Source organism: Phytobacter cepae (assembly GCF_054165735.1).
This window is the reverse complement of sequence record NZ_CM135107.1, coordinates 1,494,163-1,507,970: the sequence shown is the minus strand read 5'-3', so window position 1 is coordinate 1,507,970 and position 13,808 is coordinate 1,494,163. Positions and strand designations below refer to the sequence as shown.

12 protein-coding genes are annotated in these 13,808 nt (G+C 51.6%); 3 read left to right on the top strand and 9 right to left on the bottom strand.

Annotation, left to right across the window (positions count from 1 at the left end; genetic code table 11):
- Window positions 1-74: 74 nt before the first annotated feature.
- The gene (locus tag ACUY4Q_RS06985; protein ID WP_458046325.1) at window positions 75-980 is read left to right on the top strand and encodes a LysR family transcriptional regulator; all 906 of its coding nucleotides are present in this window, start codon (window positions 75-77) and stop codon (window positions 978-980) included.
- Between the two features lie 98 nt (window positions 981-1,078).
- Here the strand turns inward: ACUY4Q_RS06985 and ACUY4Q_RS06980 are convergent, their stop codons facing one another.
- A complete protein-coding gene (locus ACUY4Q_RS06980) occupies window positions 1,079-2,332 on the bottom strand; it encodes an alpha/beta fold hydrolase (RefSeq protein ID WP_458046324.1) in 1,254 nt (417 codons plus the stop codon).
- 123 nt (window positions 2,333-2,455) lie between these two features.
- Between ACUY4Q_RS06980 and ACUY4Q_RS06975 the strand changes: the two genes are divergently transcribed.
- Both ACUY4Q_RS06975 and ACUY4Q_RS06970 read left to right on the top strand, forming a co-directional pair.
- Window positions 2,456-3,376 (top strand): LysR family transcriptional regulator, encoded by a 921-nt coding sequence (locus ACUY4Q_RS06975; protein WP_458046323.1) that lies wholly within the window; start codon window positions 2,456-2,458, stop codon window positions 3,374-3,376.
- A gap of 313 nt (window positions 3,377-3,689) precedes the next feature.
- Complete coding sequence (locus ACUY4Q_RS06970) at window positions 3,690-4,373, top strand: oligogalacturonate-specific porin KdgM family protein (RefSeq protein WP_458046322.1); 684 nt, start codon at window positions 3,690-3,692, stop codon at window positions 4,371-4,373.
- Between the two features lie 191 nt (window positions 4,374-4,564).
- On the opposite strand, the gene ACUY4Q_RS06965 is transcribed toward ACUY4Q_RS06970, so the two are convergent.
- From ACUY4Q_RS06965 to ACUY4Q_RS06930, 8 genes are all read right to left on the bottom strand, one after another.
- The gene (locus tag ACUY4Q_RS06965) at window positions 4,565-5,740 is read right to left on the bottom strand and encodes an oligogalacturonate lyase family protein (protein WP_458046321.1); all 1,176 of its coding nucleotides are present in this window, start codon (window positions 5,738-5,740) and stop codon (window positions 4,565-4,567) included.
- Window positions 5,741-5,918: 178 nt separating this feature from the next.
- Window positions 5,919-7,049 carry an oligogalacturonate lyase family protein gene (locus ACUY4Q_RS06960; RefSeq protein WP_458047278.1) on the bottom strand — a complete coding sequence of 377 codons (1,131 nt, stop codon included), beginning with the start codon at window positions 7,047-7,049 and terminating at the stop codon, window positions 5,919-5,921.
- A 71-nt stretch (window positions 7,050-7,120) separates the two neighbouring features.
- Window positions 7,121-8,407 (bottom strand): ABC transporter substrate-binding protein, encoded by a 1,287-nt coding sequence (locus ACUY4Q_RS06955; RefSeq protein WP_458046320.1) that lies wholly within the window; start codon window positions 8,405-8,407, stop codon window positions 7,121-7,123.
- Window positions 8,408-8,421: 14 nt separating this feature from the next.
- Window positions 8,422-9,549: an ABC transporter ATP-binding protein gene (locus ACUY4Q_RS06950; RefSeq protein ID WP_458046319.1), complete on the bottom strand. Its 1,128-nt coding sequence runs from the start codon at window positions 9,547-9,549 to the stop codon at window positions 8,422-8,424.
- A 12-nt stretch (window positions 9,550-9,561) separates the two neighbouring features.
- Window positions 9,562-10,464 carry a carbohydrate ABC transporter permease gene (locus ACUY4Q_RS06945; RefSeq protein WP_458046318.1) on the bottom strand — a complete coding sequence of 301 codons (903 nt, stop codon included), beginning with the start codon at window positions 10,462-10,464 and terminating at the stop codon, window positions 9,562-9,564.
- On the bottom strand, window positions 10,457-11,347 hold the full coding sequence (locus tag ACUY4Q_RS06940) for a carbohydrate ABC transporter permease (protein ID WP_458046317.1): 891 nt from the start codon (window positions 11,345-11,347) through the stop codon (window positions 10,457-10,459). The genes ACUY4Q_RS06945 and ACUY4Q_RS06940 overlap by 8 nt, the downstream gene beginning before the upstream one ends.
- Before the next feature lie 640 nt (window positions 11,348-11,987).
- Entirely contained in the window at window positions 11,988-12,848 is an 861-nt protein-coding gene (locus ACUY4Q_RS06935; RefSeq protein ID WP_458047277.1) for an ABC transporter permease, read from the bottom strand.
- Entirely contained in the window at window positions 12,848-13,678 is an 831-nt protein-coding gene (locus ACUY4Q_RS06930; RefSeq protein ID WP_458046316.1) for an ABC transporter permease, read from the bottom strand. Before ACUY4Q_RS06930 ends, ACUY4Q_RS06935 begins: the two co-directional genes overlap by 1 nt.
- Between the last annotated feature and the right edge of the window lie 130 nt (window positions 13,679-13,808).

Below are 13,808 nucleotides of genomic sequence, written 5' to 3'. Positions count from 1 at the left end.
GAGTTTAACTGCTATCAATGATGTAGATTAGATGGTAAAAATGGCACTGATTGTTATCAAATATGGGATAATTTATGCGGCCGGCTCTTGATTTTAATACCCTGAACGTGTTCATTGCGGTGGTTGAAAGAGAAAGTTTTGTCGGGGCGTCGAAAGTTCTGGAAATGCCGACATCCAATGTGAGTCGTTGTATTTCTCAATTAGAAGAAAAGCTGAATCTTCAGCTCATTGAGCGCAGCACCCGCCATATGAAACTTACCCAGGCGGGGCACTTACTCTATACCCGCGCGAAGCCATTACTGGAGGCGCTTGAGCAAACTGAGACCGAATTAACCTTGCGGCAAATGCTGCTCAAAGGCCCATTACGTATCTGTATTCCTAATGAAATAGGTCCGGCGTTGCTGGGTTCTGTTATTGCCGATTTCGCCTGTCAGCACCCGGACCTGGAGTTAAGCTGTATCACTAATTTATCGGGTTTCGACTCCCTGCGAGACGATCTGGATTTAGCAGTCATTATTAGCCGTGGTCAGATGGATGACAGTGATTACATAGCCCGACATCTCATGACTATCCCCTGCACCGTTGTGGCAGCCCCTTCGATCATTGAACGTTATGGCACCCCTTCTCGTATCCAGCAATTTGAAGAGTTGCCCTGTATTACAACGGTCAGTGCCTTGAAAGGTGCGCCCTGGCAGTTTGTGAATATAAAGGGAGGGTTCGAGACAATTAAGGTTAAAGGCCATTATCGGGTTAACAGCGGAGAGATGGCTGGACGCGCGGCGGTATCAGGTGTCGGTTTTGCCATTTTGTCGAAACAAGCCTGCCAGCCGTACATCAACGATGGCCGGTTAATTGAGGTTGAGTTTGAACAATCGGCAGCCCCACTGCAACTGTTCGCCCTCTATTCAGACAGGCGTTATTTGCCCGCCAAAACACGCGCACTGATTGATTACATGCATCAGAGATTGAGCAATCCTTAAAGAGCCCCTCGGGCAGAATGATGCTCTGCTGAACAGAGAACGCCCCTAAGGTATTTCGGTTTGGTGCAGTGGTACAGGCTGCGCCAAACCGACAGTTCTCAGCAGTTAAAGAGCCCTGACTGCAAAAATTCAACTATCGCCGCCGTGACGCCCGGCGCGTCCTCAACGGGCGGATGGTGACCTGTTTTGGCTAATATCACCATTTTTGCGTCAGGGATCGTATCCGCCATTTCGAGACTGAGTTCAACAGGGGTCGCGCTATCCTCTTCACCACAAATGATGAGTGTCGGCACCTGAATGTCGGGCAGTAATGCCCTGATATCGCCACGCGTAAATACAGCGGCATCCAGGGCGAGGGCGAGCCCCTTCCTGTCATGGGAAAGCATGATGTTGCGTTCGTGGGCGGCGGCAGCGGGATTGTTCTCTAACCACGCTCTGCCATTGATCTGCTCCTGAATAGCCTCAAACTGCTCTTTTCGCGCCCTGTCAGTGCCGTGGCATAAAATGTCACGCTGGCTGCGCCAGTGTTCCAGCCGCTCAGGGAATTCTGCTCTGGCGCTGGTCCCAATCAGCACCAGGCCGGAGACATGCTGCGGCTGGGTGGCTGCGAGACGGATCCCAACCATCCCGCCCTGGCTCTGACCAATGAAAGTAACGCTACCGAGCGAAAGTTCCTGGATCATCAGCGCAAGATCCCGACTGAGATCGTTAAGGGTCCAGCCGCCAGGAGAGTACCCGCTCTGCCCGTGCCCTGGCATATCCAGCACAATACAGCGGTGCGTCTGACTCAGCGAACGGACCTGAGCCGAGAAAATCTCATGATTGACGAACAGTCCATGGGCAAAAAACAGGGTCGGCCCTTCGCCGCAGTCGCGGTAACGATACAAGGTGCCATTGACTCTAATCTGTTGCTGTTGCCACTTATCCTCAGCATTAAAAGCCCGGCTCAGCAGTGCTGAATCTTCAAATATCTGATAACGCGTAATTTTCGAACGCGATACCTTAAAATGGATGACCATGTCGCTGCCGATTGCATTTCCCGTGCTCAGTACCGTATGACGAAATTGCCCGAGCACCAAAACGCTCTCATTGTGTTCAATCAGCTCGTTAATGATAAATTTCTGCGGTCTGAAATTTTCCGGGAAGCTTTCCAGCCAGTGCCTGACCTTTTGTTGCCCTTGCAGTAATCCAACGGTCGAGACCGCGGGGTCGCCATCGATATGCCAGACGACATTTTCATCCAGCAGGCAGAGCATCTCTTCGATATTTCCTTTCGCAAATTCGGCGAGATAGGCTTTCACCACCTCTTTTGCGCTCAGTGCCTGTGGGTCACGGATGTTGTTACGTTGCATGCCTTTATTCCTGTTACACGGTGTTTTCCTCGTGTTAAACAGTTTATTTTTTCCATATTTAGAAAAATACGCATAAAATAAGACAATCATTTTCCATTTATAGAAAATATAAGTCGCCGAAATATGGACTGGAACGATCTACGCTTTTTTCTCACGGTTGCGCGGACACGCAGTCTGACCAAGACGGCGAGCGAGCTTAACGTCAGCCAGTCAACCGTTTCCCGCAGGATTAGCGCGCTTGAAACCAGTCTGCATACCCGCCTTTTTGTGCATCATCAGACAGGCTATTTTCTGACCGATGCCGGGCATGACGTTCTGAAGTATGCTGAGGAAGTGGAAAGCAAAGTGCTGTCTCTGGAAAACAGGGCATCCGGGCGCGACCTCATCCCCGCCGGTACAGTTCGTCTGGCCACGGCAGAAACACTGGCAACCCATTTGATCATACCCGCGTTGCCTCGTTTCATGGCGCGCTATCCGGAGATTACGCTGGAACTGGCGACAGGTATCAACACGGTCTCAGTGGTCAGGAATGATGCCGATCTTGCCCTGCGGCTGGTGCGCCCTGAACAGCACTCACTAAAGATCCGTAAAATGGGGGTTATGGATTCTGCGGTATACGGCACGGCGCGTTATCTTCATCATCACCCGGCCGCCGAAAACCATCCGCTTGCGGGGAGACGCTTTATCACATGGGATGCTTCATACAGCCACTTGCCTTCTGCAAAATGGCTCAGCGAAGCCTCGCCCACAACACCTTCCGCGCTGGTCACCACCAGCCTTGCCTCGCAGGTTGCCGCCGTCACCGCCAGTCTGGGCCTGGCCGTATTGCCTTGTTATATCGCGGCGCAGTATGAAGAGCTTGTCGAAGTGATCCCTGCCGAACGGGTCTTCTCTGAAGAGCTTTGGTTGGTCAGTCATGCTGACCTGCTGTCGTCGACACGGGTCAGAGCAGTAGCCGATTTTTTAGCGGAAATTATCGCCGAAACGGAGCTGCACGTCCCCACCCCTTTCACCCGTTTGCCACATATCGGAAGCCACAACTGAATCAGTCTTATTTCCTTATTGCCCTTCTTTAACGAAATTTCGTTGCACGTGAAAGCATATTTCCCCTGCATACGCCCTTTCTCAAACTTAATTCAAACTGAGCGATCGTTCATTAAAGAATAAGCCATTATTTTTTGTGATCTTAACCCTAAAAAACATCCTAATCAGCGCCACATTGTTGACACCCGTCACGTTGATCTTTATCAAAAAAAATGAAACAAACAATTACGATCTCGATCACTAAAATACAGTTAACTAAAAAATAAAATACAATTTCATAAAAACGAAACATTATTTCAATTGAGGGTTTTTCATGTTTAAAAAATCTCTGGTCCTTGCCTCTTTTGTTGGTGCATCTTTTGCGGCTCAGGCTGTCACCGTTGACTTACGCCATGAGTATATCGATAGCGGCACGAACGCCGATCGTGTTGCTGTCTCGCATCGCTTTGATAATGGGCTGGGTTTTTCCGTTGAAGCAAAGTGGAAATCAGGCGGCGATAACGCCGATCAGCCTTTTACTGACGTTGTGGGTAATGGTCACGAAGATCAAATCAGTTGGCGCTGGAAAGCAACAGATCGTATTTCTGTCACCCCGGCATTTACCATTGAAAGTATTGACAGCCGCACGATCTACAAACCCAATTTACATGCACAATATACTTTCGAAAATGGATTTTTCGTCGCAGCCCGTTATCGTTATGAATATACGCGCTACCCATCAAATGCGAATAAAGATGATGACAAAGTCAACCGTGGTGATGCATGGGTCGGCTGGGTAATGGGTGATTTCCGCACCGAGCTGAATTACGTATATGCGAAAAGTTCTGAAGGGACCATTCGTAACAATAATAAAGATTACTCTAACGAATATAATGCCAAGGTAGCCTACAAAATTGATAAAAACTGGTCTCCGTATGTTGAAGTCGGTAACGTGGGCGTGAAAGACACCGACGAACGTCAGACCCGTTTCCGTTTAGGCGTGGCTTATTCCTTCTGATAGAAAACGTAAATTCGCTGTATAAAAAGGCCGACTCTCAGTAGCCGGCTTTTTTATTTGCCAGATGCCGTGGTTTACTTTATCAGACCGTGACGGTTAAAACCTAATAAGGTCATTCTGAACAACTTAATCAAAAGGCAGAAAAAACCCTCCGTGAGGAGGGCATGTGCCGTGATAAATACTCAGAAAAATCAGAAACGTAGCATTTCGGGTTGTTCAGGAAGTTTCGCGATATAGAGAGCAGGCTTGCCGTCTTTATCGGAACTAAACAGCACCGCGGTATCATCCGGGGTAAAGGAGGGGTGCGGATGCGTCACCTGACGGCTGTTCGCCACGGTTGCCCACGAGGTATCGTGACGGGCGATGCGGAAGTAAGCTTCCTTCGCCACGTCGAAGGCATACAAATACGGGTCGTTATCGATGGTATAGCCGCTGGTGTCTTCCACATCCACCGGCGTACCGGAGCCATCGCCCACCAGCATCGTGCCGTCGAAGTTACTCATCAGGTGAGAACAGGCCGGCATCTGCATTACGGCTTGATTGACGCCCGTATCCGGATTGAAGCTGTAAATAGTGCGCCCCTGCTGCCCCTTGAGGTAGGACACATACATCAGTGACGAACCGTTCGGCACCCAGAATTCATGGGTGCAGCTTTCACCCTCTTCGTGCTCCTTCACTTTACGCACATTGCTGCCGTCTTCGTTGACCATCCACATGCGGGCATCCACCAGATCGTGCGGGCCTTCATGACAGAACGCAACGGTATGGTCATCAAACGGGCGATAAATCGGATGGCCCAGCCAGTTCTTCTCTTCATGAATCACGCGGCTTTCACCGCTCTGCAGGTCTACGCGCAGCAGGCGACAGTGCGGGCCTTTGTGGAAAAAGTCGTGGAAGATTTTCCAGTCGTTCAGCGGCGTCCAGTCACGCTTCGCAATTTCGATACCGACCAGTTTAGTGCAATCAGAGTTGGCCACCCAGGTGCCGTAGCCGACCCACTCATCGCTCACGCGGTACACTTCGCGCTCGACGAGCGTCGTCAGATTGACCTCCCGCAGGGTGCGATCGTTCTTGACGTAATAAAGAGAACGGTCGTCCGGGGAGAGGAAACCGCCGAAGGTGTTATCGCCTGCGCCTTCGGTCAGTTGCACCGCTTCGGCCTTTTTCAGATCCAGCAGATAGTAGTTCCAGTGACCGTCGAATTCTCCGGCGAACAGCAGATGGCTGCCATCGTTAAAAAAACACTTCTGATAAAAGTAGTTACGATGACAGGTTACTTCAGGGGGGGTCAGGCGGGTAATTTCCACGCCTGTATCCGGATCCTGGCTGACCTCATAGTTCAGTTTGACCCGCATACCTTTTGCCATGATGCACTCCTTGAATTCGACGACAGGGTTCAACCTGCGGTCCGATCGGTGAAATATAATTTAAAAACAATGCCTTACAATATCGAATCGCGCTGCACTTCGCGTTACTCGCAGCGCAGGTGATAAGCGCCCTCGCTCGCGTTAAGGCCTGGTCACTTCTGTTTCTGCTCCAGAGGGCTCAGACGCGCGCAAGATACAGCGCCGGCATCCCCTCTTCATCTGAGGTATAGAGCACCCACTGATTATCCGGTGAGAAGGAGGGGTGCGGATGCGTTACCTGGCGGTCGCCGTTGAGCACTTTCCAGCTAGTGTTGTGCTGACAAATAGCCGTTTGCGTGCCCTTTGCAATATCAAATACCCAGATAAACGGATCGTTAAGGCTGATATCGCCGGTATTGTGCGGGGCACCGTCGCCGACAATCAGCGTGCCGTCATCATTACTCATCAGATGGGAGCAGGGAGGAATCGCCATCAGTTGGCGGTTTTCCAGCGTCAGCGGGTCGGCACTGAACAGATAACGCTTGGGGTCGTTCTCTTTGTGCGCCACGTAGCAGAGCGCAGACCCGTTCGGCACCCAAAACTCATGGGTAAAACTTTCACCCGCGCCGTGCTGACGCACCTTACGCAGGTTGCTACCGTCTTCGTTAATCAGCCACATCCGCGCATCAATGACATCGCGGGGGCCTTCATGGCAAAACGCCACGGTGTGGTCGTCGAACGGGCGATAAATCGGGTGCCCCAGCCAGCGCTTTTCCTGCAGCATCACACGCCGTTCGCCGGTTTGCAGGCAGATATTGATCAAGCGGCACTCCGGGTGAGTGAAGTAAAACTCGCGGAACTTACGCCAGTCGGTAAGCGGCTGCCAGTCGCTTTTTTTAATCTCAATGCCCACCAGCCGGGTGCAGTCGCTGTTGGCGACCCAAGTGCCGTAGGCAACCCAGTCACTGTCGACCTCATACACCACGCGCTCTTCCAGACTGTCGAGATCGACACGCCGCAGTTGCTGATTCTCTTTCACATACCACAGCGCGCGATCGTCAGCGGAGAGGAAGCCGCCAAAGGTATTATCCCCGGCCCCCTCGGTCAGTTGTGTGGCCTGTTGTCTGGCGATATCCAACAGGTAGTAGTTCCAGTGGCCTTCAAACGCACCGCCGAAAATGAGCTTGTTGCCATCACGGGTAAAACATTTTTGATAAAAATAGTTGCGGTGACAAATGATGTGCGGGGGCGTCATCCGTATCACATCGTGCCCGGTCAAACTGTCCTTGCGCGTGCGAAATGAGAGTGGGATGATTTTGCCTTTCATTATTTGGTCCTTGTAGGATCATCTGAAAAAATACCCTGCCGCGGTGGCAACAGGGTATTGATGAAAGAGACTGATTAACGCATTGCGCGTTTCAGGATACGTTCAGCCTGACGCTGGAAGTCCACCGCCGTCTCTTCTACTGTTTTCTGCTCGTAGTCGATGTACTGCAATGCCGTACCAAACTGGGCAACGATTTGCGGATCGTCAAAGTACGGTGAGACGGACAATTTTGTTGGCAGAGACTGCGCCAGACGCAGGCCCGCTACCGCCGGATCGTTCTCCTTGATTGCGCCGCTTTCGGTCAGGTATTTCACCGCCACTTTACTCAAGGGAACGCCGCGCTCCAGGCCCAGGGTTTCGACACCCTCTTTGCTGTTCAGCAGGAAATTAATCACTTTTGCTGCGGCTTCCGGGTTTTTGGTGGTTTTACCAATGGAGAGCATTTGTGCAGGTTTAAAGAATAAGCCAGCATCCGTTGCTCCCGGCAGCATGGGGTAGCTGCCCAGCTCCAGCTTCGCCGGTGGCTTCAGGTTGTCGGAGTATTTTTTGATGGTGGAGTTCCACATGTAGGTCCCGCCCCACTCCCCCTCGATCCACGGCTTCATCTCGTACATATTGCTCTTACCGAACGAGGCGTAATATTTGGTATCCGGCATGACGTGGCTATCCACCAGTGCCTTATAGGTCTGGAAGAATTCCACCCACTGCTCTTTGCTCCAGGCGAGCTTTTTCGCTTTCTCGTCGACCGCAGGCACGTTGTACTTCTGCACCATGTACGAATTCAGCAGCGCCAGGGTATCCTGGTGCTCAAGCACGACCGGGTAGTACTGTTTGCCCAGCTTGCTTTCGAAGGCTTTACCGGCAGCTTTCAGCTCATCCCAGGTTTTCGGGTATTCAACGCCCGCTTTTTTCCACGCTTCGTCGTTGAAGTAGAACACGCGCGCGGTCACCGAGATGGGGATCCCGTTCAGCTTGCCGTCAACGGTGGTGGACTGCAGCTCTTTCTGATCGAACTGGGTCAGGTCGATGACGTCCTTCATTTTGTTCAGATCGTAGAAGCCGTCGCCGTTTTTGGAGAAGATCGGCAGCCAGTTCCAGTTAGTCTGCATCACATCCGGCTCGGTGCCGCCCGCAATCTGGGTCGTGAGACGGGATAAGTGACCATCCCAGCCGGTGTATTCCGACTTAACGTTAATATCCGGGTTTTGCTTGTGGAACTCTTCCAGCGCTTTCAGTGTGACCTGGTGACGGCCATTGCCCCCCCACCAGGACATACGTAAATCAACATCTTGCGCCATCGATGGCAAAGCAGTAAGGCCCAGAGTAGCGGAGATGGCTGCGCTTAAAAGCACTTTTTTCATTTTTATAACTCCAGTCAGAGAGAGATGTTCTGTTCAGTTTTTGCGTCAAAGATATGACACTTATGCATGTCGAACGTAAAGTACACCTGACGATGAAGGCCCTTGTTGATCAGAGGCTTAGCTTCATCGGAAGGAATTCGGGCAGTCAGTTCGTATTCGCCGACCTTCAGGTAAACAAAGAATTCATGCCCCATGTTTTCAGCACGAACCATCTCGCCGCTGCAACTGCCCTGGGCGAAGGGCTCATCGGAGATCGACACAAAGTCCGGGCGAATGCCGTAGAAGATGTCCTGATCCGCGTAAGCCGCGACCTTCTCTTTCAACTCTGCGCTTAACGGCAGGGTCTGGTTGCCGATGGTCAGAGACAACTGCCCCTCCTGCGACACCAGTTTGCTGGCACGGATGTTCATTTCTGGCGAGCCAATAAAGCCAGCAACAAACATGTTTTTCGGTTTGTGGTACAGGTTGTCCGGGGTATCCACCTGCATGATATGGCCCAGTTTCATGACGCAGATGCGGTCGCCCATGGTCATCGCTTCGGTCTGGTCATGCGTCACATAGACGGTGGTGGCCGGTTTGCCGGAGGCTTTCAACTGCTTGTGCAGGTCGGAGATACGGATACGCATTGAGGCGCGCAGCTTGGCATCGAGGTTTGACAGCGGTTCATCAAAGAGGAACACGTCTGGCTTTTTCACAATGGCACGACCTACCGCCACACGCTGTGCCTGCCCACCGGAAAGCTGACGCGGCAGACGGTCCAGCAGTTCATCCAGTTCAAGGATTTTTGCCGCTTCGTTAACCTGCTCTTCGATCTGCGCTTTTGGCAACTTGCTGAGCTTCAGGCCAAAGGCCAGGTTTTCACGCACGGTCATGTGCGGATAGAGCGCATAGTTCTGGAACACCATCGCAATCCCGCGCTCTTTTGGCGCGAGGTTATTCACGATTTTTTCGCCAATGCGCACTTCGCCGCCGCTGATGGTTTCCAGACCGGCCAGCATACGCAGGGTGGTTGACTTCGCGCAGCCGGATGGCCCAACAATCACCATGAACTCCCCTTCAGCGATTTTGAGGTCGATAGCATGTACCGCTTTGAAGCCGTTGGAGTAAACCTTTTCCAGTTTGTTGAAAATAACTTCAGCCATGATATTTCCCTTTTAACCTTTAATTCCGCTGCTGGTAACGCCCTGTACGAAGTAGCGCTGCGCCAGGAAGAAGACGATGATAGAGGGCAGAATGGAGATGCTCGCCATTGCCAGAATTTCGTTCCATGGCGCACCTTCGGTGACGTCGATGGACATTTTCAGAGCCAGTGCAATCGGGTATTTATCCACGCTGTAGACATAAATCAGCGGCCCGACAAAGTCGTTCATTGACCACATAAACTGGAACAATGCGACGGAGATGATGGCCGGTTTCAGAATCGGCACCACCACGTACCACAGCACCTGGATGGAGTTACAGCCGTCAATCTGTGCGGCTTCTTCCATGTCACGCGGCACGCCGCGCAGGAACTGAATCAGCATAAAGACGAAGAACCCCTGCGTGGCAAAGGCCAGCGGCAGGTAAAGCGGCATGTAGCTGTTCAGCATGCCCATTTCACGGAACATCAGGTACTGCGGGATCAGCAGCACGGTGCTTGGCAGCAGCATGGTGGTAATGAGCGTGGCGAACCAAAACTTCTTCCACGGAATATCGAAGCGGGCAAAGCCGTACGCCACGATGGTGGAGGAGATAATGGTCAGAATCACTTTTGGGATCACATACTTAAACGTGTTCAGCATGTAATGACCAAAGTTGTACTCCGTGCCGGTCTTCCAACCGTTAATAAAGCCGTCCCAGGTGGCGTGTGCAGGCCACAGGCTTAGCGTGGTGAAGATCTCGTGGTTCGGTTTGAACGACGCAGAGAACATCCACACCAGCGGATAGAGCATTAACACGCCCACAAATAGCAGGATCACGTAACGAATGCTGGCGTTGATTTTCTCTTTGCGTTGCGTGCGGGCAACTTCACGTTCCGCAATGCTTCTCGCCGTAGACATTTCCTGAATATCAGCCATTTTTGCCTCCCTTATCGGCGGAGTAGAACACCCAGTATTTCGAAGACTTAAAGGCGATGGCAGCAAAGACAGCGACGACCAGGAACAGGATCCAGGCCAGCGCAGCGCCGTAACCCATGTCGAAGTATTTGAATGCGGTGTCGTAGATATATAACGAGAACAGATAGGTGGAATAAGTTGGCCCACCGCCTGTAATCACATACGGCCCGGTAAATTCCTGAAACGCCTGGGTGGTTTGCATAATAAAATTGAAGAAGATAACCGGCGTAATCAGCGGCACGGTGACTTTCATGAACATCTGCCATTTAGACGCGCCATCAATCATCGCGGCTTCATACTGGGATTGCGGAACGTTTTGCAGGGCGGCCAGGAAAATAACCATCGCAGAACCAAACTGCCAGACGCGCAGCAATGTCACCGACATCAACGCTAAAGAGGGCTCGCCAAGCCAGTTCACCGCGTCGAATCCAAATACGCCAATAAAGCTGTTCAGCAGGCCATCAATCGCAAACAGCGCACGCCACAAAACGGCAATGGCGACTGAGCTACCAAGGATTGATGGAATATAATAAGCAGTTCGGAAAAACCCAATGCCGCGTAATTTAAAGTTCAGTACAAATGCAATTCCCAGCGCAAAAGCAAGTTTCAATGGGATGGTTAAAAATACATAGGCAAAGGTCACGCCCATTGATTTCCAGAAAAGCGTATCTTCTGTAAACATGTAGCGATAGTTTTCAATGCCGTTAAATACCGGCGGACTCATCAAATCATAATCAGTAAAACTGAGAAAGAAAGATGAAACGAAAGGGAATGCCGTAAAGAGTATCAGCCCAATGATATAGGGAGATATCCACGCAAGCCCCAGCATTTTGTTTTCATTCATACATACCTACCTGGCAATCAATGGTGTAAAACGGAATCTGCTGGTGTTGCCGCAACCACGCCTCTTTATCCATGGCGAAGCCGCATCTGTCGTGTGTCTGACTCAATAAGTCATCTCCCTTACCTTATGATTTGTATTCTTTTTTCTGTTAGATTTAACTTATCCCGTCCAGGTTTTAAAAACCCGAGAACTTGTGTTCTTGATTTGTAAAACAGTGTTTTAATTTATTCTATTGCGATTTATTTCTGCGTCATTCGGTAAATGATAGAAATGTGATCGTTGTCGAAACGCTGTTTCAATAAGGTGAAGTGGTTGGCAAATTTGCGTTTAAAAAGAGGCTTTGGCATTAATAAAAATGACCAAAAAAGAGCGCCATTACTCAACATCAACTGCGGAATTTAAGATACCTACCAAATTTCGTGAGGCAGTATTAAGTGAAATAAACATTCTGTTTTGATAATGGCTAAATCCTGACGTTATCAGCCAATCCGGCCTGCCGGGAAGATGGGGTCGCTGAGCGAAAAAACGCTCCGTGAATACGGAGCGTTTACCCTTGAGAAGGGTCCTAACGAGGCACTACAGATATACAGAGATATTTAGAAAACTATCGCAATATTCAGTCCGGTTAACGAAAGCCCCCTCACCCTTTACCCAGCTTCGACAACATTTCCGGGCGCATGAACTTATGGATGACCAGCATAAACAGCAGTGACGGCACCAGCAGAATCAGGGCGGTAATAGACGACACCTGATAGTTACCCGACATACTGGCGTTATACAACAGCAGCGGCAGCGTGCTGATGTCCGGTGCGCCGACGAAAAAGGTGCCGGTAAATTCATCCAGCGATTCCAGGAAGACAAAAATACTGGCGGCAATAATGCCAGGCGCGGCCTGTGGCAGCACAATATGCCAGAAGGTATAAATCGGCCCGGCGCCGAGATTACGGGAAGCCCTTGCCAGCAGCGGGTCGACGGCAGAAAACGCCGCCACGCAGATCCACACCGAGTACATCATGCCGTGCATGCTGTGCACCAGCACCACCCCCGCTATCGTGCCGTTCAGCCCCCACTGGTAGAAAAGTCGGGCGATATTCATGTACACCGTCAGGTTGGGGAAGGCCTGCGGAATCAAGAACAGCAGCATAAACAATACCCGTAATGGCATCCCTCGCCGTGAGAGCGCATAGCCTGCCGGCACCGAAATCAGCAGGCACACCACCACCGAGAGCACCGCGATGAGCACGCTGGTCAGCAGCGAACCGGAGACATCGCTGTAGGGGCTGAACACCTGATACCAGTATTTCAGCCCCCACTGGCTGGGCAACGCATGGGGGAAGAACCAGCTTTCCGCCACCGTCCAGATAAGCAAATTCAACAGCGGGCCAAACATCGCCAGCAGCATAAAAATCAACAACAGCGTTTGCAGAGGAAGACTGGCGCTCAGCTTTCTGCGCCCTTTCGCCAGCCACGTGTCCGGTAATGTCATTGTTGCCTCTTTCATCATTCGCCTCCCTTCTGTTGCAGGCTGTGACGCAGATAGAGCCACGACAGCGCGCCACAGATCAGCAGCGACACCACGCCAAGCGCATTAGCCACGGCATAGTCGCCATAGGAATTAACGCGGAACGCCATGTCCACGGTCATCATCGTCGGCGTGCCGACACCGATCATCAGCGGCACGGACAGCACCGACATCATGGTCACGGTGGAGAGCACCAGCGCCACGCCAATAGCGGGCAGCACCTGCGGCAGAATAATGTCGAACAGAATACGTGGACGCGAGGCCCCGAGGTTTCGCGCAGCCAGTATCTGCGACTGCTCCAGCGCCGCCATCGCGCCGCAGATAAGCAGCGTGGCAAACGCCAGTTGTTTCCAGACAAAGGTAATGATTATCCCCTTCCAGCCCAGCCAGGAGACGGTTTCCAGCGGCGTAAACAGATCGGTGGCCACCAGCGCATTGTTCATCAGGCCATTTTTGGCGAGAAAAGTGCGCATCATCTGCGCGGCCACAATAAAGGGGATAAAGAGCGGCAGGCGGTACAAGAACCCCAGCATGCGCACAATGGGCCGACAGGACGACAAGGTGATAACCGCCGAGAGGGTGATGGAAATCACCGCCAGCAGCGCCACGGAGGTCAGTACAATCACCAGCGTAAAGAGAATATCGCTGGAATAAAGGGCGTAGACCTTACTGAAATGCGCCAGCGTCAGTTGCCGCGCATCGTTGGTAAACGCCGCGATCAGTGAGAACCCCAGCGGGTATAAAAAGAGTACCGCGATCATCAGCGCAGCGGGTGCTACCAGTAACAGATATTTCAATGAAGGGCGCATAACAAACCTGGTGTCAGCAACAAGAAACGCTCAGGGCGGCGTCCTGCCACGCCTGAGTCTTAAAACGTTTACCCTAAATAATTCCAGTTGCAGGCAGGCGGCAAACGAGCGAACCCGATGAGCTTACGCC